Source organism: Psychrobacter sp. Rd 27.2 (genome assembly GCF_001921755.1).
GTDB classification, from domain to species: domain Bacteria; phylum Pseudomonadota; class Gammaproteobacteria; order Pseudomonadales; family Moraxellaceae; genus Psychrobacter; species Psychrobacter celer.
Window position 1 is genome coordinate 116,920 of record NZ_MRYB01000004.1, and the last position, 23,029, is coordinate 139,948.

Sequence of the window (23,029 nt, forward strand, 5' to 3'; positions counted from 1 at the left end):
ATCGGCAAGTTCAGGGTATTGTCAAAATCGAGAAGTAATGAAAAAACCAGACAAACCATCAAAAACCATGATTTTTATGAGGCGATTATCATGTGACTCATCGTTGGTTTTGAGGTAGATAAACAGCGTTCAATCGCTTGGCAATTCTATAAAGCGGCGTATGTCACGCAGGTCTGCTTATCAGCAAATAGAATAAGCTGTGACAAGATATCAAAGGTTTAGAACATCTTTGTAGCGTTTTTGTTATTGGTTATTTTTATAGAATTATGCCATACCGATAGGCGTATCGGTATGGCAAGGGATAATATGGGGATAAAGAGGACTATTTAGAGGCGATAGGACGTACGATACGCCACAACACCAAACCGTGGACGACCAGCAATAGGCTAAACAAAATCAAAGACTGCTCAGGGATACTCAGTCCCATAAACGTCCAGTCGATAGCGGCGCACTCACCAGAGCCTGCAAAAACTTCTTTAAACACCTGCAAAAGAGGTAAGGTATCTAGCCAGTAGTCTAGCCCCGGGCCACAAGAAGGCACTTGATCGGCAGGTAGGTGCTGTAGCCAGACGTGACGGCCTGCTACCACAGTCGACCAGCCGATACCCACCAGGCTACCTAGCCATAATACCAGACGCACCGCCATAGATTTGGGGTGAAATAAAGCCGCCATTAGGGCAAACACGCCCATCACAATCAGCCCGATACGCTGAAAAACACAAAGCGGGCAAGGGGTAAACCCCATATAGCGCTGCAAAAAGAACAGCGCAAAGCTCATACCTATCACGGCCATAACGACCAAAAATACTTGTAGATTGCGGTAAGTGGTCAGCGGTAGCATGGGACAGTCACTCTTATTAGGTCGTTGTCTAAGATATCAAACCAGTGGTTAAGTTGGTTGCTGGCGGTATTGTTGTAAAAAGTCCATAAAGTCTTCTGTTTCGGCAGACTCAATCTCTGCTTGTTGCAAAATAGATTTTTCTGCCAATACCTCATATTTGGCTTGGGTGTTGGGGCTCAAGGTCTGCTGCAACAACGCGTCACGATGCTGCTCTGCCAAGGTAAAGCCAAGTTGCCATAAGCTGCCCAAGCGTTTGCTATCGGCATTGACTTGCGCCGAAATCGTCGATTCTGGATGACTGGCTTTGCCTTGCATCAAGGCTACGGCTGCTCGGTAGTCATTGCCACCGTAGTGCGCGTCAAATAGCTCGGCAAGTGGTTGCATACGATCTAAATGCATAAGCATCCAGCTCTCAAGCGATTGCTCTTCGCCATTATTGATGATGTGCAAGCCCTCGCGGCGACCTTCGTTTACCACGCGCTCAAGGTTGATTGCCAGCGCTTCTTCTTCCTCAGGGAGCAAGTCAGGCGAGTCATTTAGCAGACAGTACAGCGCCATGACTTCTAGAAAACAAGCGCTAGAGAGACGGATACCGACATCGCTATACGGGTCGAGATCGATGGCGCGAAACTCGACATAGGCGATACCACGGCGCTCTAGTGCTTCGGTTGGCGTCTCACCGCTCATGGCGATTTGTTTGGGGCGGATAGGACTATAGTACTCGTTTTCTATTTGCAAAATATGATTGTTAATCTGAATAGGATTGCCGTCCGCATCATCCAAACCCAGTTTTTTAAAGCTCTCATGCGGCGTCTGAATCGCGCGGCGCAGTCCTTTGATATACTCAGGCAAGTTGTTGTAGCGGATGTCGAGCTGCTCTTGTACGCTGTTGGTATAGCCAAGTTTGCCCATCCGTAGGCTAGTGGCGGTAGGTCTGTAGTAGGTCGAGTCATTGAGGCGCTCTAGGTCATGCTCGCGCCCCGCTAAAAAACACGGACAAACGCTGGGGCTGGCTCCCAATAGATACAGCACCAAGCTGGTTAGGCGCTTAAAATTACGGATCAGTCCAAGATACTTATCGTTTTTAAACTCCGTCAGCGTCAGATTTTGCGCCGCTGGCGTCTTTTCTTGCCAAGCCGCAAACAAATCATCACCAAACGACAAATTATAATGCAAGCCTGCGATGGTCTGCATACGGCGACCATAGCGGATACCAAGCCCGCTGCGATACAGTGTTTTTAACTTGCCCGTATTAGAGCTGCCATAGTCGGCCAGCGGAATATCTTCATCGTTTGATGACAGCATACACGGCATGGATAACGGCCACATCAGCTCACCCTCAGGGATACCTTGATAGACCAGCAAATGCAGCTGGCGCAGCATGTTTAAGGTTTCTTTGGGAGAGGTTTTTGGGTCAGTGATCAGCTCAAGCAGACTTTCTGAGTAATCTGTGGTAATAAACGGATGAGTAAGTTTGGAACCCAGTTTGGCCGGATGCGGGGTTTGTGCCAAAAAACCATCAGGTTTAACACGCAAGCCTTCTTTTTCGATACCGCGGAGCATCCCAGTCAGATGCTGATGGTCAAACCAATTGGGGATTTCAAAGTTCACAAAGCTACTCACAAAATTACTCATAATAGGCATCTATTGTTATTGATTATGGCAGACCAAAACACGACGGGCGTTTGACCATAAAAGAGGTAAATATAAGGATAAAGAATTTGGTCAGTTTAGCTCAAAGCAGTCCTGAAAACCACGGACAATTACAAATACGATAAGCTTTATCCAAGGCGGTTTTGGCTGGTTTTACTAAAAAAATTGACACACAAATCACAGAAAAAAGCAGTCTGGTTTACTGCCCATTTAGCGAATGGGCAGGCACAAGACGAAAAAGCACCTATGGATAAGATAGAAGCCTTATCCATAGGTGCTTGAGCCGTCGTTTTCAAACCGCAAAAAAGCGTCATTTAGATAGAGAATGACGAGCCGCAGCCACACGTCGTGGTGGCGTTGGGGTTGGTCACGATAAAACGCGCCCCCTCTAAGCCCTCGGTGTAGTCAACGGTAGAGCCTTGCAGGTATTGATAGCTCATCGAGTCGACGACCAAGGTCACATCGCCATTATCAAAATTGGCGTCGTCTTCGTTTAGGTCATTGGCAAAATTAAAGCCATAAGAAAATCCTGAGCAGCCGCCACCGGTGACATAGACGCGCAGCATCAAGGTGTCATCGCCTTCTTCTTCGCGCAGGCGGCGCACTTTTTGAGCGGCGCTGTCTGTTAGGTTTAAAACCGTTGGGTCTACAGGCTGGGTGGCGCTTGGGTTAAATTGATTGGCTGATTCGTTCATATCTACCTCAGTTACTAGGATCAAAGGCTGTCGTCCTGTTTGGGTTTGCAAGCACAGTCATGCAAAAAAAGATACGCACGGCGTTTGATTCAATGGAATGCTGTCATTATGGCAAAGCGATGCGCGCGTTATCAATCCTCGTTATCAATATAATACAAGTGTCATCACTCACGCGCTAAATACATGCTCGGCCATGGGCACTTATGGTATCGCAGTATATCATAATGGGGGTGTTGATTCGTTTGTCAAGAGTGACGCTTGGTTATGCGCTATTAATAAACAAAACTGCCTTCGATGCTGCCGTACGGCCTCACCGAGGCGACTATGTTAACCGACTATGTTAACTGACCACGTTTAGCGATTCTGTTTAGCGATGATGGCCATCATAGCAATCAAGATTTGCTTGTAAAATAGTGATTTAATCGTTTGCCTATCGGTGAGGCGTTTGAAATAATAGCCGCCAGTAAACATGCCAGACGTGTGTTTTTTATTGCTTTGAGTTTTATATTATTGTTGAGATGAAGAGATTATATGATCGAATTTAAAGACGTAAGCGTACGCCGTGATGGTCGAGAGTTGTTTGCAGGGGCAAGCTTTCAGCTCCATCCGGGTCATAAAGTCGGCCTAACGGGCAATAATGGCACTGGCAAATCTACTTTGTTTGCGCTACTGCTTACGCAGATGGGTATGGGGGACACCGAGGTCACGCTGGACAAAGGCGAGGTGAGTATCCCTGATAGCTGGCAGGTGGCGCACATGGCGCAGGAGGTCGGAGCCAGTGATCAGACGGCGATTGATTACGTGTTGAGCGGTGATGAGCAGTGGTACAAGATTAATGCCGCGCTCAGTGATTTAAGCGCTGTCAGTGACGAGCAAATTGGGGTGTTGCATCAGCAGTTCGATGAAATCGATGGCTACCGTACGCCGACCAAAGCCGCACAAATCATGGCAGGCCTTGGGTTTAACACCAGTCAGCACGAGCTGCCTGTCTCAGGGTTTTCGGGTGGCTGGCGCATGCGCTTAAACCTCGCCAAAACCTTGATGAGCCGCGCCGATTTGATGCTGCTCGATGAGCCGACCAACCATTTGGACTTAGACGCCATTCTCTGGCTTGAGACTTGGATCAATGCTTATACCGGACTGGTCATCGTCATCTCGCATGACCAAGCGTTTTTGGATGCCACCGTTGGTCATATCTTGCACGTCGAACAACAAAAAATCACCCTTTATACCGGTAACTATCAGCAGTTTATCCGTACCCGTCACGAGCGTATGGCGCAGCAGCAGCAAGCGTTTGAAAAACAGCAAGCGACCCGCGCCCACTTGGATGACTTTATTCGTCGTTTCCGTGCCAAAGCCAGTAAAGCCAAACAGGCACAAAGCCGTATCAAGCAGCTTGAGCGTATGGCAGAGCTGTCGCCGATGATGGCGGACAACCCGTTCTCTTTTCGCTTTTATGAGCCAGCCAATATGAGCTCGCCGCTGATTGAGATGACGCATGCCGATATTGGCTATAGCGATACGCCTTTGCTTCGTAACGCCAATGTGCAGGTCACGCCTGATACGCGTCTTGGGCTACTGGGTATGAATGGCGCCGGTAAGTCGACCTTGATTAAAGCCTTGGTCGGCGAGCTGAAAATTTTGTCAGGTACTTACCGCGTGTCCGACACACTCAAGCTTGGTTACTTTAACCAGCATCAAATGGATGCACTGGATGCGGCGGCTACCCCGCTGCAGATGATGCGCCGCCTCGCTGGTAAGACATCAGACGCCGAGTTGCGCTCGTTCCTCGGTAGCTTTGATTTTCGTGGTGATCGTATCGATACGCCAAGTGAGCTGTTCTCTGGTGGTGAGCGCGCTCGTCTGACGCTGGCTTTGATTGTCTGGCAGCGTCCAAACGTGCTGGTCCTCGATGAGCCGACCAACCATTTGGACTTACAAATGCGTCAGGCGCTGACCCTAGCCTTACAAGGCTTTAAGGGAGCGGTGGTGCTGGTCTCGCATGATCGTGAGCTGATTGCCAACGTCTGTGATGAGCTATATCTGGTACATGACGGGCAAATCGATGCGTTCGATGGTGATATCAGCGACTATGGAAAATGGCTGAGCGAGAAGCGCAAACAAGAAAATAGCTCAGATAAAGCAGCAGGCAAGAAAAAAAGCAAAAAAGAGAGTAAAAAGTTTGTTTCACGTGAAACGCGCGATAGCCTAGCAAAGACAGCAGCGCCTACGAAAGCAATCAAAGACAACCCTACGTCGCCTGCTTTGAGCAAAGAAGAGCAGCGCAGAATGGCCGCCGAACAGCGTAAACTGACTGCACCGGTTCGCTGCGAGATTGAAGATACCGAAAAAGTATTGGCTAAGACTGAAACGGCGCTGACTGCTATAGAAGAAAAGCTTGCCGATACCAGTCTGTATGAAGAAAGCCGCAAAGCGGACTTGCTAAAATTGCTGGATGAGCAAAGCACCCTACAGCAGCAGCAAAGCGCTAATGAAGAAAAGTTACTGCTGGCCATGACAACGCTGGAAGAAATGGAAGCGGGTTTTGAATAGAGCCGTAACTGGATGCCGTACCTGGATAAAGCGCCGCACATAAAAAAAGGGAGAGCATAGGCTCTCCCTTTTGTTTCACGTTATTCTTTACGGTATTTACCATCACCATAAGACAGTATCTCCATGGTGGTGGTGCACAATTGGCAGTTGATTTGACCAGCAGCGGCTTTCGACAAATCTAAAATACGGCCTCGTATAAAAGGCCCTCTATCCGTGATTTTGACGATCACGCTTTGCTTTGTCTTTTGATTGGTCACTTGTACCTTAGTACCGAAGGGCAGCGTACGATGCGCAGCGGTCAAGGCATTCATATTAAAAATACTGCCACTGGCAGTACGCTTTCCATGAAACTTGCTACCATAATAACTGGTGTTACCTGCAAAAACGCTGGTGCTTAGTAGCAGTGACAAGGTGACAACCAAAGACTTGATTAAATACGACATTCAATACCTTTATACAGTTTATAAAATAGACAGATAACCTTGCCTATATCATCGATACTCCCTGTGAGTATCAAAGTTATATTCATTTTATAGCACATAAATTGTCGTATCCTTACGGCTCTGTTAAAAAACGCCCCAGTTCAAATAAGGGTAGGATACGAGAAAATCATTTTGATGGTTCAGGCAGTTTTGTACATTCAGTTTTCTAAACGTTGATTTATATGGCATCACACTGTGGAAAATTATCATGAAGTTAAGTGAATAAATATGTTTGCTCATAAATAGAACAGCGTTATCGCATCAAAAATGAATAATGGTAATGATTGAATTTATATAGAATTTGTGTCTTTATCTTTAGGGGGTTCGTAGGAAGCCCTTGAGCTACAAGGGTTGGTACCATATATTTAATAGCTGAAATATCAATAAAAGCAACCTAAAATAGCGTTTAATTTAATGTAAAAAATCTTGCTATATTCTTACAATTTTGTAAAATATGTAAGATTGAACATTATTTCATAATATTGAATAGTCACTAACAATATTTTGAGTAAAGGTTTGACAATTCGTTTTTTATCACTCTTTAAGGAAGTTGTATGTTGAAAAAAATTGCAATTGCTTCAGTTGTTGCTGCCATGATTCCATTTAGCGCAGCTAATGCCGATCTTGGTTCTAAATTTAAAACGGCAGAAACTGGTCGCACTATCGAGCAGATTTATAAGCAGTGTGGTATTGGTGGTGCTTTGTTTGGTAATTCTAGCCCTATCTTAGCTATTATCTCTAACGTGACTTGGGATTTAGGTACTACGGCTGCTACTTCTGACTCTATGTCTCCTGAAACTTGCCAAGGTGGTAACGTTAGAGCTGCGGTTTTGATTAAAGAAGCTTTCCCAAGTGTTGAAAAAGATCTAGCTTCAGGCCAAGGTGCTCATTTATCAGCATTACAAAGCGTTGCTAACTGTGACTCAGCCGCTAGCGTACGTGCACAGTATGGTCAATACGCGCAGACTTCTGCATATCGTACTGCTACCCAAGATCAAAATGCAGAAGCGCTATTCAGCATCGTTAAGACAAGCTGTGCTATCTAAAGCTTGTCAGTTTTAAAGTATTAAGTCATCGGTTTAATGATTAAGCTTTTGACTGTTTAATGATAAAAACACGTAAACCTAGTGCTTACGTGTTTTTTATTGCTTATGTGTTTATGGTGCTAATAAAAAATGCAAAAAATATTTTTGTACGTAGCTTGTTTTGCTGTACCTACTGTCTATGCCGCTGAACCCTACGTGATGAATTCGGTAATGGATTCAATAATGGTTGAAGAACAAGATAGTAGTGTTTTTACTCACGATGGAAATGCTGATAATAATGAGACTTCTGAACCACGCATGCTTGCTAACGGACTGGATATTTCATTAGCGAAAGAGCAAGGCATGCAACTGCCTAGTGAAACTATCATTGAAGAAAAACGACAACCCAGTAAAAACACAGCTACCACTTCTGCCAAGCTAAAAGCATTATCTAAGCACTCTCAATGGCAACATTTACTATTTTACAAAAATGGCAAAGCTGAAGTTATTTCACCAGATTTTTATTTAACCGATCCAAAATCACGCTCAAAACGCAATTTTGATCCTTATGCAGAGCTCATGGCAACGATAGAGCAGGCAAGTAATGAGAGCGTTTTTTGCAAGTATCCAGCCAGATATTTATGGCTGAATCACCATTTACCCGAACTAAATATTAATCTAAAAGATTGCCCGCAGCTGCCAGATCCCAATCAAGAGATAAGCCTAATCTTAGTCAGTAATTACTTAAAAAATCCTGCGTCTTCATTCGGCCACGTGTTGGTCAAGACCAGTATGACTGCAGAGGCTGAAGACAGTATGAGTGAAGCAGTCAGAGCGCTCTCAAGTGAGGATTTGCTTAATAACTCATATAACTTTGGCGCGCGTATTCCAGCCAATGAGAACGGAGCAATGTACGCTATTAAGGGGCTCTTTGGACTCTACGATGCGGGTTTTTCGGAGACAGAGTTTTTTAAACAAGATGCCGTGTACTCCAAAAACGAGCAACGAGATATGTGGGAGTATGTGCTAAATCTTGAAGCATTTGAAACGCAATTACTTAACTACCATTTATACGAAGCAAAATCCGCTCGATTTGATTATTACTTCATCAAACAAAACTGTGGTTATCGTTCAGGAGAGATATTAGAGCTGATAAGCGATGTAAAAACGACTGAGCGCATAGGCCCTTGGTACGCGCCAGATTATGTGTTTGACCAGTTGTTAGAGCATGATAGTGGCACAGAGTCGTTAGTAGCCTCGGTACGTTACCTACCTTCTGAGCAAACGCAATTGCGAGAGAAGTTTGTACAGCTATCTAAGCCACTACAAAATGTTATCAATGAAGTTATTCGTACAGAAAATACCGCACCGCTTACCACGCTGAATGCTGATGACAGAGCACTTGCGCTTGATTTTCTAATCTTACATCGCACTTATAAAATATCGCAAGACAATACTCCAGAGCAGCTAGCGTTTAAAAATGAATTATTGAGTCAACGTTTTGCGCTACCAGCCAGTGATGATTTAGCTAATCTGGCTGTACCTAATAAAGCGTCACCCGCACTCAGTAACAAAACCACGCAGACCAAAGTAATTTTGTCTAATGAGCGTGTGCAGGTGGGACTATCACTATTTGTGAAAGATCCTCTCAACGCTTACACTGATATTGATAAACGGTTTGAAGCAGTACAAGCCTCTTTAGGTTATGATTTTGATGATAATAAATGGACGCTGACAGACTTTATCTTTTTGGACATGCAGCAGATCGAAAACTTAAGACAACCGTTATCAGGCGAACCCAAATTGTCTTGGCAACTAAAAACAGGCGCGCGCACAGACTTGTTTACTGGTAATAATCACAGCCCTTACGCGCAAGGTGGGATTGGAGCCGGCGCAAAATTTGGCAAGCATATGCTTGGCTATGGGATGGTAAATGCGACAGTCCACGATCAAGATCGGCATGCAGATATAGGGGTTGAGTTTGGTTTGCGCGCTAAACGTGATACTCAAAGTGCTGAGTTGTCTTATAGTGCCTCTAAACGAGAGGGACGTGCCTCCATTGCCCTTACCAAATTGACATTACGGCAACAGTTATCAAAGAACAATGATGCCAGAATCATAGTGACACACGCTAATTATGATGCTTTAAGCGATTCAGATAATACAAATGCTAGCATCGCTTGGCATCACTACTGGTAATACCTTAAAAATCAAAGTTGTATTTACAGGCAAAGAAATGAAATATTGCCGCATCATCCCTATATTATGTATTAAGTAAATCGTTAATAATAAATGCGATAAGGAAAAATAATATGGCAGAAAAAAACTACTACGACGTTTTGGGGGTCAAAAAAGACGCCTCAGATGCTGATATCAAAAAAAAATACCGTAAGCTGGTTCGTCAGTATCACCCCGATGTGAGTGATGACCCAAACGCGGATAATAAAATCGCTGAAATCAACAACGCTTATGAGACGCTTAGAGATAAAGACAAGCGTGCGCAATATGATGCCATGCTCGACAACCCATTTGCCGGTCAAGGCGGCGCTGGGGGCTTTGGCGGGTTTGGTGGTCAGTCGGCGGGCGGACAGGGTGGTTTTCGCTGGGAAGACATCAAAGATCAGTTTGGTGATGGACAAGCCTTTGGCGATGGCGGCTTTCGCTTTGATGATATATTTTCGGCATTTGGTCGCGGCGCGCGTGGCTCAGCTGGTGGACAGGCAGGGGGCCGCACGCAAGGTAGCGGCTTTGAGCAGTTTGGGGGTGGCTTTGGCGCGCAGGATAATAAAGGCCAAGATCAGCACGCCGAGATTGCGGTGGACTTGGCCTCAGTCTATAGCGGTGACGACTATAGTATCAAACTAAACGTGCCGGTACGCCAGCCCAATGGCAGCGTGGATTATGAAAATAAAACCCTTAAGATTAAAATCCCAAAAGGCATCACTGATGGCAAGCAAATCCGCCTAGCAGGTCAAGGCTCAGCTGGTATGGGTGGCGGCAAAAACGGTGATTTGTTTTTAAAGGTGAAAATTCGCCACGACGCCAATATCCGTATCGAGGGCGCTGATGTCTATCAGACAGTAAATATCGCGCCATGGGAAGCGGCATTGGGTGACAAAATCAATGTCAGTACGCCCGCTGGTACCCTTGGCGTGACCATTCCCAAAAACAGTAAATCTGGCAGCAATTTACGTCTAAAAGGTAAGGGCATCCCTGCCAAACAAGCGGGCGACTTATACTTAACTCTCAATATCGTCAACCCTGATATCACTGATAGCAATAGCGAGGCTGTGACAAAAGCCTATGAGCAGCTAAAGCAAGCCTTTGCTGATACCAGTATCAATCGCTGATATCTGCCGCGCTGCTATCGACAGAGGTCAGCGAAAAGCGATAACGGGGAGAGATGAAAACGATCACGATGACATAAAGCACAAATAAGGATAGCAACCAAAAGAGGATAATAATAATGAAACACTCGCCTGAATTTACCGATATTATCATGAGCTTGGATGAGCTGGTATCTGCCTGTGGTCAAGAGCGTCAATGGGTCATCGAGCTGATGGAAGAAAACATCATCGAGTACGACGTGCCAGAGCGTGAGCAGTTTACCGGCTATCAGCTCACCACGGTGCGCCGCGCCTCTCGTCTGAGCCGTGACTTTGATGCTAGTGTGCCAGCGATCGGCCTGATACTGGAGCTATTAGAAGAAGTCGAGCAGCTGCGTCAGCTCAAACGCCAGCTAGAAGGACAGACGCCAATCATTGAAGTAGATACCGAGCATCTAAAGTAACCAAACCATTGATAAAGCTCAGCTCATAAAAAAGGCCTCATTGCGATCATTGAGGCCTTTTGTTTTACAGTGTGTGATGTACAGATACGGATTGCGCCGGATTAACGCGCGTATTTAGGGTCGGCTGCCGCAGTAAACAAGACGTCAGTTGACGAGTTGAGCGCGGTCTCGGCCGAGTCTTGAATCACGCCGATGATAAAGCCAATGGCAACCACTTGCATGGCAATGTCATTGGGGATACTAAAGAGGCTTGCGGCCAGAGGAATCAGCAATAACGACCCACCAGCGACCCCAGAGGCACCGCAAGCACTAATGGTCGCGACCAAACTCAATAAGAGCGCAGAGGCAAAGCTCACCTCGATACCGAGCGTATGCGCTGCCGCCAGCGTCAAGACGTTGATGGTAATCGCCGCCCCTGCCATATTGATAGTTGCACCAAGTGGAATGGTGACAGAGTAAGTGTCTTCGTGTAGGCCCAGTTTGCGTGCAAGGTTCATGTTTACAGGGATGTTGGCCGCCGAACTACGCGTAAAGAATGCTGTAATCCCTGACTCACGCAGGCAAGTAAATACCAGAGGGTAAGGGTTTTTGCCGGTTTTGAGTAAGACGATAATAGGGTTGGCAACGAGGGCAATAAATACCATACAGCCGACCAATACCATCAAGATACGAGCATAACCTGCCAATGATGCAAAGCCTGTCTCAGCGACTGTATTGGCAACCAAACCTAAGATACCAAATGGCGCGAGAGCGATGACCCATTTCACCACTTGTGAGATGGCATTGGCAAAGTCGCCGACGACCGTACGCGCGGTATCGCTGGCTTGACGCAGTGCAAAACCGATGATAATCGCCCAAGCCAAGATACCGATATAGTTGGCCTCAGCGATGGCATTGACAGGGTTTGCCACCAGATTCATCAGCAAGTTGGTCAATACTTCTTTGAGGTTGGCTGGTGGTACTTGCTCGACAGTTGCGTTGACGAGCACCAGTTCCGTTGGGAATAAAAAGCTGGCGCCGACAGCAGTCAATGCCGCCAAAAATGTGCCAAACATATACATGATGAGCACCGGTTTGACATACACTTCGTTGCCACTACGATGCTGACTAATGGCCGCCATCACCAGCACAAAGACCAATATCGGCGCGACTGCTTTTAGCGCACCGACAAATAGCGTCCCCAACAATCCTAAGGCGATACCAACGCTTGGTGCCAGCCAGCCTATTAGCACCCCTAATATTAAACCGATAATAATGAGCGGCACCAGCCCTATACGCTGGTACATCGCAATCAATGAACGCATTTGTACACCCTCGAGTTAGTCAGTCAGAAGTAAATGAATTATAAAAACAGAAAAACAATCGGAGGATAGTAGCATTTTTTCGGATACTCGCCTACCAGTCAGACTGGACGCGGCAAATCAGACGGCAACAAACCACGCTGTAAAAACTATAAAAACGGTAAGTAGAATAAAGGAAAGGCAGGCAAGCGCGCGAGGAAAACTGAGCGAGGTGACTGATATGACAAAGCTGATGGAATAAAGCTAAGATAGCAAAACTAATGGGAAAAAGTTAAGATGAAAAAACTGGAAAATAAACCAGCAGACAGTCCGCAAGTAACGTGTATAGCAGTAGCGTTATGTCGTCTTTAGAACAAATCGACTGTATAAGCTACACCGTATAGTGCGTCAGCTCATAGCCGAGCTGTTTATAATGCTTATATTTATGACGGCCTTCTTGCATACTTTTGGCATCAGGTTTTATCAGCTCAAGTATTCGAGTGGGTTTGGCAGGACTAGTCGCGGCTATAAACTCGCTGACAGGCTGCAATGTGGTATTGAGAACGATACCTGAGAAGTCCGCTGGCATATAACTGCCGAGCATGACGGGTGCTGATACTGCCTCCTCGATATCGGAGGTATCAGGCTTTGCGGCATCAGGCTCCATCGTATCAGGTTCTATGGAATGAGGATCGCGGCCCAAAAGGCGCTGGTGCGGGATAAAGCTGGTCGCGTCGTGCGTCCATAGCGCTTCATCAAGCGAGCTGAGTAATGCCTCATCTTGAGACAAAATCAGTAGCGATTGGCTACTTTTATTGAGCGCCGTTTGGGTCAGCTGACAAATAAAGCCCAAGATTTCTTGGGCTTTACGCTCGCTTAATACATAAAAACTTACGTTCATAAATTGGTCGTCATCACTGTATTAAGCGTCGTTTGCACTGTTTTTTAAGTACTGCATAAATAAAGGCACAGGGCGACCGGTTGCCGCTTTATCTTTGCCTGAGTTCCATGCGGTGCCTGCGATGTCCAGGTGCGCCCATGGCTGACCTTCTTCGACGAAGCGTGATAAGAAGCAAGCTGCGGTCACAGCGCCTGCGCCTTTACCACCGATGTTTTGCATATCGGCGATGGGTGAGTCAAGCTGCGCCTGATAGTCGTCATCTAATGGCATGTGCCAGATGAGGTCACCTGATGAGTAGCTGGCGTTTTCTAGTTCAAACAACACATCTTCATCATTACTAAAGACCGCTGAGCGTACATGCCCTAAAGCCACCACGCAAGCGCCTGTCAACGTCGCCACATCGATGATGGCTTTTGGCTGATAGCGCTGGACGTAGCATAAGGTATCGGCCAACACCAAGCGACCTTCCGCATCGGTGTTTAAGATTTCAACCGATTTGCCGTTCATGGCTTTGACGATATCACCAGGACGCGTGGCCTCACCTGATGGCATGTTTTCTGCACAAGCGAGTGCCCCTACGACATTAATTGGTAGACGCGCCTCACACAGCGCTTTGATGGTACCTAATACAGACGCTGAGCCGCCCATATCGAACTTCATCTCATCCATGGCCGCACCTGGCTTGATAGAGATACCGCCTGAGTCAAAGGTCACGCCTTTACCGACCAACACGATAGGCGCATCGTCATGGCTGCTATCAGTGTTTTTGTCTGATTTTTTGCTAGGCAGTTTGGTGGGGAGCTTATCAGCCAACGCTTTGAGACCACCGGTGACTTTTGCACTGCTATTGCCGGCTGTATAAGTATCAGTTGCGCCTGCTTTGGCACTAAAGTTAGACTTGCCGCGATACTCGAGTAGTACCAATTTGCCTTCTTTGCTAGAGCCTCTAGCCACCGATAAAAAGCAGTTCATGCCCAGCGCCGACATTTCCTCTTCGCCCAGCACCGTCACTTTTAGGAGGTCAGGATAGGTCTTTGCAAGCGCTTGGGCTTGTTCTGCCATATATGCTGGGAAGCAGATATTGCCTGGCTCATTGGCGACGTCACGAGTCAAGCTTTGACCGGCGAACACCGCTTGCGCGAAGTCTAGCGCTGGCTGCAATGCTGCATCGGCCAACAAATACACATCCGTGAGTACCGGTGTGGTTTGCTCAGACTTGTATTTATCAAAACGATAGCTGGCCGCTAGTAGATTTAGCGCAAATTGGCCAAAGTGGTTTTCTTCTAGGTCATCGCCGAGCGCGACCGTGATAGAGGCGACGCGTTTTTGCGTATTGCTATAGATGGTTTTGGCGATTTTTTGTAGGGCAGTGTGGTTAAGCTTGTCGATATTACCAACACCGACCAACAATAACTGAACTGGGTTTTGCTTGGTAGTTTTTTTGTCACCGGCCAATGCCAAGTCAGCAACGGTTTCGCAGGCCTTACCACTAAAGTGTGACACTTCCATCAATTGCTCAATACGAGCGCTATAGTCAGCTAGCGCAGACTCAGCGAAGAGATTTTTTTTGTCATCCACCAACACCACCAAACAAGCCGCGTCTTTGCTCTTCGCTTCTTTTTTGAGGATTTTTTGGGTATGGGTTTTGGGGAGCTGCTGAGTTAATTTGATATTCATATAGTTATCCTTATTTGAATGGTCAATAGATGCTGCCTTTTAATCGGGGTACTAAACCATCAGGTTGTTAAACAACCAAATTATTAAACAACCAAATTATTTAACAACTGGGTTGCTAAATGGCTAAGCTGTTCAATCAGTTAAATCAATAATCACCGAGCCAAGCGGCTGTTTATCACCAGCTTAATTTTTCGTAAGCTTAATGTCGCACAGACTCAGTGCAATAGCCGCATGACAAGTGACTGCCAGACGATGCCTGAGATTATGTGTATGGTTCGAGGTGATAAGGTGATAAAAACATAGAGTCATCTTGCCCAGCCGATATCTGACCGCTATGCTCAAACCAACGATAAAATCCAAGATTAAGCCATTGGTTCAGTCAAAGCTTCAGTCAAAGTATTGGAAGGTTGGGCGCTTGTTGTAGTGTAGCATATCAGGTAATCAGCGTGCTGTCGGCATCGGTTAAGTAATGTTTTCGTATATATTTGCTGCGAGATCTTAAGAGCGAATGCTGCATAAACCACCGCCTTAATCTTAGCAAGGGTTAGGTAATGTTTTAGCACATTTTTCACAGCCATTTTTTGCCAAAACATGCTAGCATTAACGGTTATATTCATGGCTTGTATTTGTGTAGTATCGCTAACGATACTACTGTTAAGTGTTATTATCCGTTAACTATCGGCGAGCGGTACAAACCTGCCGCCCAAAAAAAGCCATTATAATAGCCAAATAAGTGCCACGCCTGAGCCAGCGCTCTATCATACAGCACGCGCATACCAACTGTTTAAGAGTCTCTATTGTGATATTACGCCGCTACATGACCCAACAAGTTGCCTCGACCACCGCTTTGGTGTTGGGGTTTTTAGTGGTGATGATGCTCGGTGGGCGCTTGATTCGTTACTTTGGGATAGCTGCTGAAGGTCGCTTAGACATCAGTTTGTTATTTACCATTATCGGCTACAATCTGCCGTACTTTTTAGAGCTTATCTTGCCATTGGCGTTTTTTATTGCGCTGATGCTGGTATTTGGCCGTCTATATGTCGATCAAGAAATGGCAGTTATCAATGCCAGCGGTGTGTCGCGTGGTAAGTTGGCACGCTTGATGACGCCATTTATCCTCGCGCTGTTTGTCGGCGAGGCGGCGTTGTCTATCGTTGGTAAGCCGTGGGGGGTGCGCTCATCTGAGGCGGTGTGGCAACAGCAAGCCTTGACCAGCGCCTTTGATTTGATTCGCCCAAAAGAGTTTATCAGTAGTGGTAATTATCATCTGTATGTCGGCAGTCTGAGCGAGGACAAAAAGCAGCTGCAAGATGTGATATTGATTCAATCAGAAAAACCAGAAAAAGGCAGTCAGCCCAAAAACGCGGCGGCCAATACAGCAAAAAATGAGCATGATCAAAGCGCTGCGGTCTCTGTCGATAATCGCATCGATCCCAAAACCGCTGAGCAGTTAGATATTCCAGAGCTGCCAGAGACACTCGTCAATCATGATATCAGCAAAGACACCATCACCTTAGCCAAACGTGCCGAGCAGGTCGATACAGGCAGCCGCGGCGTGACGCAATTGGATTTGTTTCAAGGCCGACGATACGAAGTCGGCGCAGGGAGTCTAAAGTACAATCAAGTAGGCTTTGATCGCTACCGTATCAGCTTGACTGAGTCTGCCAAAGACGTCGTCACCGAAGACAATATCGAAACCCAAGCCATCGGGCCGTTGTGGCAAGCGGCAACCGGTAGCGGCAGTGCACAAGTGAGCACGGTCGAGGCCAAGCGCGCTGCGCAAGGTGAGCTCGGTTATCGTTTTGCGTTGCCTTGGCTAATGATTATCGCGCCGATGCTGGCGGTACCGCTGGCACAAGTGCGTCCCCGTCAAGGTCGCTGGCTGCGTTTGTTTCCGGCGATTTTATTGTTTGTCAGCTGCGCGCTGGGTATCATTTCGCTCAAAAACGCGGTGAGTAAAGGCAGCGTCAGCGTGTGGGCGTATGCGTGGCTAATCTTAGGGTTTATGGCATTGGCGCTGTATATGAACTGGGGCAGCCGTGTGCAGCATCGCCTGCGCTTTCGCCAACCTCAGCCGCCGCAAACAGTGGCAGACAGTCGCGCCAATCCAAATGACAACACGTCAGGAGGGCAATCATAATGCGCTCCTTATTTGCCAAAACCCCAAGCGCTGAGCCGCTGGCCCGAAAACCCGGTCAACTAAAAGTGCTCGGCCGCTATGTCAGACGCAATGCGCTGCTTGCTATCATCGGGGCCGTTGTCGGTCTATGGGCCTTGCAGCTTATTTTTTCTTACTTATCCGAGCTTGATTCGCTCGATGATAGCTATACGATGAGTGAGGCGATTAAGTATATCTTTTATCGCTCGCCTTACTTTTTAGAGCAGTTTATTCCGACAGGGGCGCTACTTGGGGCGGTCGTAGGTTTGGGGCTGCTGGCCAACAAAAGCGAGCTGGTCGTCATGCGCGCCGCTGGCGTCAGTATCTATCGCATCGTCGGTTGGGTGCTACAACCCGCTCTAATTTTTGTGCTGCTTGCCTTAGCGATCAATCAGTTTGTCTTGCCACACTCCAATCAGTTGGCAAAAGATATCAATGATGAGGACAGCCGCTCGCTTGTGACCTCGGTACGTGGCTATTGGACGGTGCAACCACGCTTTGAAAATGCACAAGATGGTAGTGCAAAGCCTGCTGGCAGCGATATTTTATATATCGATTATGCCGACGTACAAGGCAACATCGGCGAGGTGAAGCGCTGGCATTTGGACAATGATGGCAATTTGCAAACCGCTATTCATGCCAAAGATGGGCAATATGTCGGCCGGCAAGCTCTAGATAGTAGCAGCGGCACACCGAGCGGACAGTATCGTTACGAGTGGCAGCTCAATGATATGACCACGCTTAGTATCAACCAAGGCTTCGAGAGTAGTCAAGCTGTATTCGCCTCCGATACGCTCAGTTTGCCATTTGCCCCAGAGTCGGTGTATCTACTGACGCGTAAGGCAGAGGATTTGTCTCTGACGCAACTATATGAGCATCGTCAGTTTATGCGAGGGCAGGGCAATCGCTCTTTAGAGCATGAGCTGGCATTTTGGCAAAAGCTGCTGTCGCCGCTATCGATTTTATCTCTGGTGATCGTTGCTTGCTCATTTGTCTTTGGCTCGCTGCGTACGCACAGCTTGGGTCTGCGTATCGTCGTCGCGCTACTGTTTGGTTTGCTATTTAGCTATGTGCAAGATTTGGTGGGCTTTGTCTCATTAGCGACAGGATTTTCGCCATTATCGATGGTGCTATTACCGATACTTGGTAGCGCCGCCTTGGGTTTTTATCTGATAAAACGGCAGATGTAAGACAATGTGGTAGGTGGTATGCCATCTTTAATGCCCTCAGCAAGAGAATAAAAAAACAAAATCCCGCCAACACATCAGCATGTTAGCGGGATTTTTGTTTGTGCAGCTTTTAAGTTACTGAAGCTTATTCTTTGGTCGCCATAGTAATGGTATAGGTTTTGCCCTGTTTGACCTTTTCGCTATTACCAAATACTTCGGTAAACGAGCGCTTCATAAACTGGCGCAAACCATTGATGGTCACCACATAAAACCGCCCACCTTGACGCATACGCGCATAGGCATCGAGGAAGTATAGATAGTGCTGCTCTTTGCCGACCTTGGCTGGCAAGTTTGACATCACAAGGCTAAAGTCTTTGTCCGCTGCTACATGATTGAAGCCGTTTGATAAATGCACATCGACATTTTTTAGACCGTTTTGCACGCAGTTACGGCGCGCATATTCTACCGCCATAAAGTCTTTATCAATGAGTGTATGCTGACCGTTCGGGCACTCACGCGCTGCCGTCATTCCGAGCACGCCATAGCCGCAGCCTAAGTCGATCGAGTCATCATCCGCCTGAAAATCCACATAATCGAGCAGCATTAGGCTACCGTCATCGAGCTTTTGTGGTGAAAAAATACCCCAAGTGGTCGAAAAGTCAAACGGCTTACCCAGTACGTCTTGGCGAAAGTGAATGTCTTCGCGCCAGTGTTCAGCGTTTTTTAGCAGGTCGGCAGGGGGACGGTGGTTTGTAGAGTGGCTCATGGGGTTCTCGGATAGTAGATAGGTAAAAGGTTAATAAGCTATGGCAGGTATTGTAGCGAGAAAAGGGTCAGTTTGCAGCTAGGGATTGATAGAGTGAGTGGAAACAGCATTATTATTTTGGCTGTTTAATAAAAGCGAGTCGCGTCTTGTCTGAAATGATATTTTACGTCCATGTCAATTTTTATACTTATTTCAATAAATTATTAGTAAAAATTTGTTGATTGAATTTTATTAAATGATATAATTTTTTAAATATATCTAAACGAGTGTTGGCAATGATGTGGTTTATAATTTTATTGGTATTGATTGGCTTGATCGTGTATGTATTTTTGCATGCTTATAATACGCTACAGCGTAAGGCGCAAGAGATTAGAGAAAGCTTGTCTAATATCTCTGTAACTATGTCAAAAAAAGTTGGGCTAATCAATCAGCTGGTAGATGTGGTAAAAAACTATCAAGACAGTGAAAATCTGGTTCACTTAACGGCTGTAAAAGAGACAGGGGTAAGTGCCGTACAGTCGACACTCAAAAACACTAATATGATGATGGCAACCATGCAGAGCATGGCAGATCGATATCCAAATCTAAAAGCAGATCAGCAGTATCATAGACTTATCGATAACATCGAAGGCTTGGAGGATGAGTTGGCGCAATATCGCAAAAACTATAATAGCAAAGTCAAAGACTACAACACATCTAGAGCGTCTATTCCGACTATATTCGTCGCCAATGCGCTAGGTTTTACAAATGCCCCTTATCTAGATATGTCTTTGGAAAACGATGTTACGATCTTAAATGAGTTTAAGACAGATGATGGCGCGCGTCTCAATGCCTTGTTAAGCACGGCTAAAAATAATATTGTCGATAGTTCACGCTCTATCGCCCAATCTTCTAAAGGCGCGATAGACAAAGCGACAAACGCTCATAAAAAACCAGCGGCACAAAAAAGCAGTGATGAAAAAGCAACGTATTTTTATATGTTGCTGAGCGCTGCACCAAAAGGTCCAGTAACTGAAGAAGACATCATTTCGTTGTCAGAAGATGGGGACTGGTGTGACACTGTGAAGATCAACCAAACATCGACTGAAGCGTGGCTCACCTATGATGAATGGTTGGCAAAAAATACGATTGTAGAAACTGAGATTGACAATATGCCAACCAGCGAGTCAAATGCAATCACTGAGAACAAGATACCTGACGAAGTGGCTGAATCTGATGAACCAAACCCTAATATTGATGCCAGCGAAAAGGCAAGTTGATCAAACACTCTGTACGTTATCGCTTATATAATATAGGAGGCAGGGTGGGTTCATCGCGTAACCTGCCCTAGCGCTTAGCCAAATAAACATCATCTTTAGACCAGCGCATCGCGTCTACCATAACTGCTATCAAACCACTTTTCTTGTCCTCTAAAGTTCTTCAACTTACGCTCTTTTTTAGCGCACACGCTTCTTTAAAAAGTAATCAAACACAAACGGGCCAAATGGCAAAAATGAGCCGAGCACGCCAGCCGGCATGGCCCATAGCGGCAGCCTTATTTTGCTGGCTGTGAGCAGCAGCATTAGGATATAAGCGATAAATAGTGCGCCATGTGCCATACCGATGTATGTCACCGCCTCAGAAATGCCGAGCATATATTTTAGTGGCATAGCGATACCAAGCAATAATAAAAAAGACGTGCCTTCTAAATAACCCGTTATGGTCAAGTTTTTGAGGGCAGCATGCTGCCCTTTGGTGAGCGTAGGCTGCAAAGATGGCTGAGCTTGCGACACGTTATATTCCTCTTACAATCTTCAATAAATAGTCAGTTTTTATGTTAACCGTTCAATACTAGCCGCGTGGATGATGTTCGGCATGCAATTTTTGCAGTCTCGCTGTCGCCACATGCGTATAAATCTGCGTGGTGGACAAATCACTATGCCCAAGCAATAACTGCACGCTGCGAAGATCGGCACCATGATTGAGCAAATGGGTCGCAAAGGCGTGACGCAGGGTATGCGGTGACAATTCTTTATCAATACTGGCGACTTTGGCGTATTTCTTTAATAAGTACCAAAAGTTTTGCCGCGTCATATAGCCGCCTTGCGCCGTCAAAAACACTGCTTGGCAATTGCCTGACTTGAGATGCGCAATCAGCTCGCCACGCCCGTGAGACAGATAGTCCTCTAGCGCATCGCTTGCATATTCACCAAGGGGCACCAGTCGGGTCTTATTGCCTTTACCTGTGATTTGCAACCAGCCTGAGTTTAGGTTGACTTGCTCAAGCGATAAGTTAATCAGCTCACTGACGCGCAGGCCGCAGGCATAGAGCACCTCTAACATGGCCTTGTCCCGTAAGCCAAGCGCGGTGCTAGTGTCGGGGGCAGCCAATAGATTGTCGACATCGGCTTCGCTCAAATCCTTTGGCAATGGACGACCAAGCTTGGGGCTTTTGATACGCTCGCACGGATTGTCCTCGCGCAGGTTGCTGGCAATCATCCATAGATAGAACTGGCGCAGGCTTGAGAGCATGCGCGCTTGGGTGCGCGGGGTTTTGTTTTCTATAGAGAGGATCGATAGGCAGTGCAACACGTCATCCGCTTGCCATTTGGTCAATGGCGCGGTATTGGTCAGCTCACAGGTACGTAGGTCGCGGACATAAGCGTTACGCGTCCGCGTTGCCAGACCGCGCGCCAGCATGGCTTGGCGAAACTCGGTGATATAGGCAGGCTCGTCATCGACAGCCAATGCTTTGGGTTGGCGCTGTTGTACGGCACGGTCACGGCTCATGGCATGTTACTCAGTTATTTATCATTCATCAGGCTAGCATTTATTAGGTGTCAAGCACCACAGCGAGGTGACCTCAGCACGGCGCGCCGCATAGAGTGGATCAGAATCGTCTTGACTGCGGCCATGGGTAGGTTTGGTATCGAGGCGGTATTTTACGGTCAATTCGTGAGCAGCAAACCAGCCCAATAACTCTTCTCGGGTGCGTAGCTGTAAGTGCTCAGCCAAATCCGATAAGATCAGCCAGATCTCACCGTGCTCGCTTAAATGATCTCTGGCGCCTTGCAAAAAGCCACGCAGCATCGCGCTATTGGCATCATAGACGGCGTACTCAAGCGGCGAGCTGGGCTTGGCAGGTAGCCAAGGTGGATTGCAGATAATCAGATTGGCAGGTGGCGCATCGGCGGGAAATAAATCCACTTGCTGTAACGCTATGCTAGACAATCCTAGCCGCGTAAAGTTTTCATCAGCACAAGCCAGCGCCCGTGGATTAAGATCGGTGGCTATGACGTTTTTGACACCGCGCTTGGCTAAAATAATCGCCAGCAGCCCTGTACCAGTGCCGATGTCGTAGGCGACGTCACAAGTCTTTGGTAGCGGTGCCTTGAGCAGTAGCGATACATACTCATGACGCGTAGGGGCAAAGACACCGTAGTGCGGATATATCGATAAACCCAGAGTGTCGATTGGCACGCCTTTTGCGCGCCACTGCGCCGCGCCAAGCGCGCCTTGTATGTCACGAAGCGATAGGACACAAGAGTGATCTGCGGCTCCTTCTAGCTGGCCAAACGCCGCTATGCAGGCGGCGCTCATATCAGGAGCACGGCGTAATTGACTGACATAGTCGGTATCGAGTTCTAAGAGCAAACGGCCCAATATACGAGCGCGCTGAGCTTGGGTTTGGCGCTGCTGATGAAACAAATTGGGTATCAATACAGTAGCATCGGTCGATGACTCGGAGGTTGCCCGTTTATTAGCCTTAGCGGCTTTTTTTGTTTTGCGAAGCGCGGCGCGCTCCTCGGTACGCTCGATGCGCCGACCAAGCGCTTGCAGCAGTTGCTGAGCATTATAAAAGTCACCGCGCCATAACAAGGATGTGCCCTCGCACGCTAAGCGATAAGCCTCATCTGCCGTGGTTTTGTCATCGACTATCATGATACGCGCAGGCGGCCCATGATTGCTTTCAGACAGCCAGCGCGCGTGACGCAAGGTTTGGTTTTCATACCACTGTACGTACTGTTTTTCAGGTGTTAACACACGATCTACCTTTAAT

General features: G+C 47.0%; 19 protein-coding genes. 8 read left to right on the top strand and 11 right to left on the bottom strand.

All coding sequences use genetic code 11. The features are described from left to right. Positions 1 to 322 precede the first annotated feature (322 nt). The 3 genes from BTV99_RS05300 to erpA form a co-directional block, all read right to left on the bottom strand. The gene (locus tag BTV99_RS05300) at positions 323 to 841 is read right to left on the bottom strand and encodes a disulfide bond formation protein B (protein ID WP_075101334.1); all 519 of its coding nucleotides are present in this window, start codon (positions 839 to 841) and stop codon (positions 323 to 325) included. A 48-nt stretch (positions 842 to 889) separates the two neighbouring features. Beyond that, positions 890 to 2,476: a glutamate--cysteine ligase gene (gshA, locus tag BTV99_RS05305; protein ID WP_075101335.1), complete on the bottom strand. Its 1,587-nt coding sequence runs from the start codon at positions 2,474 to 2,476 to the stop codon at positions 890 to 892. Between the two features lie 332 nt (positions 2,477 to 2,808). Beyond that, positions 2,809 to 3,189, bottom strand: coding sequence for an iron-sulfur cluster insertion protein ErpA (erpA, locus tag BTV99_RS05310; RefSeq protein WP_075101336.1), 381 nt, complete (start codon positions 3,187 to 3,189; stop codon positions 2,809 to 2,811). A gap of 531 nt (positions 3,190 to 3,720) precedes the next feature. On the opposite strand from erpA, the gene BTV99_RS05315 reads away from it, so the two are divergent. Continuing rightward, positions 3,721 to 5,742 carry an ATP-binding cassette domain-containing protein gene (locus BTV99_RS05315; RefSeq protein WP_075101337.1) on the top strand — a complete coding sequence of 674 codons (2,022 nt, stop codon included), beginning with the start codon at positions 3,721 to 3,723 and terminating at the stop codon, positions 5,740 to 5,742. 80 nt (positions 5,743 to 5,822) lie between these two features. On the opposite strand, the gene BTV99_RS05320 is transcribed toward BTV99_RS05315, so the two are convergent. Further along, positions 5,823 to 6,185: a septal ring lytic transglycosylase RlpA family protein gene (locus BTV99_RS05320; protein WP_075101338.1), complete on the bottom strand. Its 363-nt coding sequence runs from the start codon at positions 6,183 to 6,185 to the stop codon at positions 5,823 to 5,825. 593 nt (positions 6,186 to 6,778) lie between these two features. Here BTV99_RS05320 and BTV99_RS05325 point away from each other — a divergent pair. From BTV99_RS05325 to BTV99_RS05340, 4 genes are all read left to right on the top strand, one after another. Beyond that, the gene (locus BTV99_RS05325) at positions 6,779 to 7,270 is read left to right on the top strand and encodes a DUF3015 family protein (RefSeq protein WP_075101339.1); all 492 of its coding nucleotides are present in this window, start codon (positions 6,779 to 6,781) and stop codon (positions 7,268 to 7,270) included. A 222-nt stretch (positions 7,271 to 7,492) separates the two neighbouring features. Beyond that, a complete protein-coding gene (locus tag BTV99_RS05330) occupies positions 7,493 to 9,448 on the top strand; it encodes a DUF4105 domain-containing protein (RefSeq protein ID WP_075101340.1) in 1,956 nt (651 codons plus the stop codon). A gap of 113 nt (positions 9,449 to 9,561) precedes the next feature. Further along, positions 9,562 to 10,599, top strand: coding sequence for a DnaJ C-terminal domain-containing protein (locus BTV99_RS05335; RefSeq protein ID WP_075101341.1), 1,038 nt, complete (start codon positions 9,562 to 9,564; stop codon positions 10,597 to 10,599). A gap of 116 nt (positions 10,600 to 10,715) precedes the next feature. Continuing rightward, positions 10,716 to 11,039, top strand: coding sequence for a chaperone modulator CbpM (locus BTV99_RS05340; RefSeq protein ID WP_075101342.1), 324 nt, complete (start codon positions 10,716 to 10,718; stop codon positions 11,037 to 11,039). A 101-nt stretch (positions 11,040 to 11,140) separates the two neighbouring features. On the opposite strand, the gene sstT is transcribed toward BTV99_RS05340, so the two are convergent. The 3 genes from sstT to BTV99_RS05355 form a co-directional block, all read right to left on the bottom strand. After that, positions 11,141 to 12,343 (bottom strand): serine/threonine transporter SstT, encoded by a 1,203-nt coding sequence (sstT, locus tag BTV99_RS05345; RefSeq protein WP_075101343.1) that lies wholly within the window; start codon positions 12,341 to 12,343, stop codon positions 11,141 to 11,143. A gap of 367 nt (positions 12,344 to 12,710) precedes the next feature. Then, positions 12,711 to 13,220, bottom strand: a complete 510-nt coding sequence (locus BTV99_RS05350) for a DNA polymerase III subunit chi (RefSeq protein WP_075101344.1) — start codon at positions 13,218 to 13,220, stop codon at positions 12,711 to 12,713. Positions 13,221 to 13,241: 21 nt separating this feature from the next. After that, positions 13,242 to 14,897 carry a leucyl aminopeptidase gene (locus BTV99_RS05355; protein ID WP_075101345.1) on the bottom strand — a complete coding sequence of 552 codons (1,656 nt, stop codon included), beginning with the start codon at positions 14,895 to 14,897 and terminating at the stop codon, positions 13,242 to 13,244. A gap of 817 nt (positions 14,898 to 15,714) precedes the next feature. Here BTV99_RS05355 and lptF point away from each other — a divergent pair. After that, entirely contained in the window at positions 15,715 to 17,037 is a 1,323-nt protein-coding gene (gene lptF, locus BTV99_RS05365; protein ID WP_075101347.1) for an LPS export ABC transporter permease LptF, read from the top strand. Then, entirely contained in the window at positions 17,037 to 18,245 is a 1,209-nt protein-coding gene (gene lptG / locus BTV99_RS05370; protein WP_075101348.1) for an LPS export ABC transporter permease LptG, read from the top strand. The genes lptF and lptG overlap by 1 nt, the downstream gene beginning before the upstream one ends. A gap of 124 nt (positions 18,246 to 18,369) precedes the next feature. On the opposite strand, the gene BTV99_RS05375 is transcribed toward lptG, so the two are convergent. Beyond that, a complete protein-coding gene (locus tag BTV99_RS05375; protein ID WP_075101349.1) occupies positions 18,370 to 18,990 on the bottom strand; it encodes a class I SAM-dependent methyltransferase in 621 nt (206 codons plus the stop codon). Positions 18,991 to 19,265: 275 nt separating this feature from the next. On the opposite strand from BTV99_RS05375, the gene BTV99_RS05380 reads away from it, so the two are divergent. Beyond that, positions 19,266 to 20,249, top strand: a complete 984-nt coding sequence (locus BTV99_RS05380; RefSeq protein WP_075101350.1) for a LemA family protein — start codon at positions 19,266 to 19,268, stop codon at positions 20,247 to 20,249. Positions 20,250 to 20,426: 177 nt separating this feature from the next. Here the strand turns inward: BTV99_RS05380 and BTV99_RS05385 are convergent, their stop codons facing one another. Genes BTV99_RS05385 through BTV99_RS05395 form a run of 3 tightly spaced genes read right to left on the bottom strand, consistent with a single transcriptional unit; the run spans position 20,427 to position 23,013 of the window. Further along, complete coding sequence (locus BTV99_RS05385; RefSeq protein ID WP_075101351.1) at positions 20,427 to 20,762, bottom strand: DUF3817 domain-containing protein; 336 nt, start codon at positions 20,760 to 20,762, stop codon at positions 20,427 to 20,429. 58 nt (positions 20,763 to 20,820) lie between these two features. Next, positions 20,821 to 21,759, bottom strand: a complete 939-nt coding sequence (gene xerD / locus BTV99_RS05390; protein ID WP_075101352.1) for a site-specific tyrosine recombinase XerD — start codon at positions 21,757 to 21,759, stop codon at positions 20,821 to 20,823. A 33-nt stretch (positions 21,760 to 21,792) separates the two neighbouring features. Continuing rightward, positions 21,793 to 23,013, bottom strand: coding sequence for a methyltransferase (locus tag BTV99_RS05395; RefSeq protein WP_075101353.1), 1,221 nt, complete (start codon positions 23,011 to 23,013; stop codon positions 21,793 to 21,795). Between the last annotated feature and the right edge of the window lie 16 nt (positions 23,014 to 23,029).

Coding starts and splice junctions, on each gene's coding strand:
- BTV99_RS05300 (WP_075101334.1), bottom strand. CDS start 841: ATGCTACCGCTGACCACTTACCGCAATCTACAAGTATTTTTGGTCGTT.
- gshA (WP_075101335.1), bottom strand. CDS start 2,476: ATGAGTAATTTTGTGAGTAGCTTTGTGAACTTTGAAATCCCCAATTGG.
- erpA (WP_075101336.1), bottom strand. CDS start 3,189: ATGAACGAATCAGCCAATCAATTTAACCCAAGCGCCACCCAGCCTGTA.
- BTV99_RS05315 (WP_075101337.1), top strand. CDS start 3,721: ATGATCGAATTTAAAGACGTAAGCGTACGCCGTGATGGTCGAGAGTTG.
- BTV99_RS05320 (WP_075101338.1), bottom strand. CDS start 6,185: ATGTCGTATTTAATCAAGTCTTTGGTTGTCACCTTGTCACTGCTACTA.
- BTV99_RS05325 (WP_075101339.1), top strand. CDS start 6,779: ATGTTGAAAAAAATTGCAATTGCTTCAGTTGTTGCTGCCATGATTCCA.
- BTV99_RS05330 (WP_075101340.1), top strand. CDS start 7,493: ATGGTTGAAGAACAAGATAGTAGTGTTTTTACTCACGATGGAAATGCT.
- BTV99_RS05335 (WP_075101341.1), top strand. CDS start 9,562: ATGGCAGAAAAAAACTACTACGACGTTTTGGGGGTCAAAAAAGACGCC.
- BTV99_RS05340 (WP_075101342.1), top strand. CDS start 10,716: ATGAAACACTCGCCTGAATTTACCGATATTATCATGAGCTTGGATGAG.
- sstT (WP_075101343.1), bottom strand. CDS start 12,343: ATGCGTTCATTGATTGCGATGTACCAGCGTATAGGGCTGGTGCCGCTC.
- BTV99_RS05350 (WP_075101344.1), bottom strand. CDS start 13,220: ATGAACGTAAGTTTTTATGTATTAAGCGAGCGTAAAGCCCAAGAAATC.
- BTV99_RS05355 (WP_075101345.1), bottom strand. CDS start 14,897: ATGAATATCAAATTAACTCAGCAGCTCCCCAAAACCCATACCCAAAAA.
- lptF (WP_075101347.1), top strand. CDS start 15,715: ATGACCCAACAAGTTGCCTCGACCACCGCTTTGGTGTTGGGGTTTTTA.
- lptG (WP_075101348.1), top strand. CDS start 17,037: ATGCGCTCCTTATTTGCCAAAACCCCAAGCGCTGAGCCGCTGGCCCGA.
- BTV99_RS05375 (WP_075101349.1), bottom strand. CDS start 18,990: ATGAGCCACTCTACAAACCACCGTCCCCCTGCCGACCTGCTAAAAAAC.
- BTV99_RS05380 (WP_075101350.1), top strand. CDS start 19,266: ATGATGTGGTTTATAATTTTATTGGTATTGATTGGCTTGATCGTGTAT.
- xerD (WP_075101352.1), bottom strand. CDS start 21,759: ATGAGCCGTGACCGTGCCGTACAACAGCGCCAACCCAAAGCATTGGCT.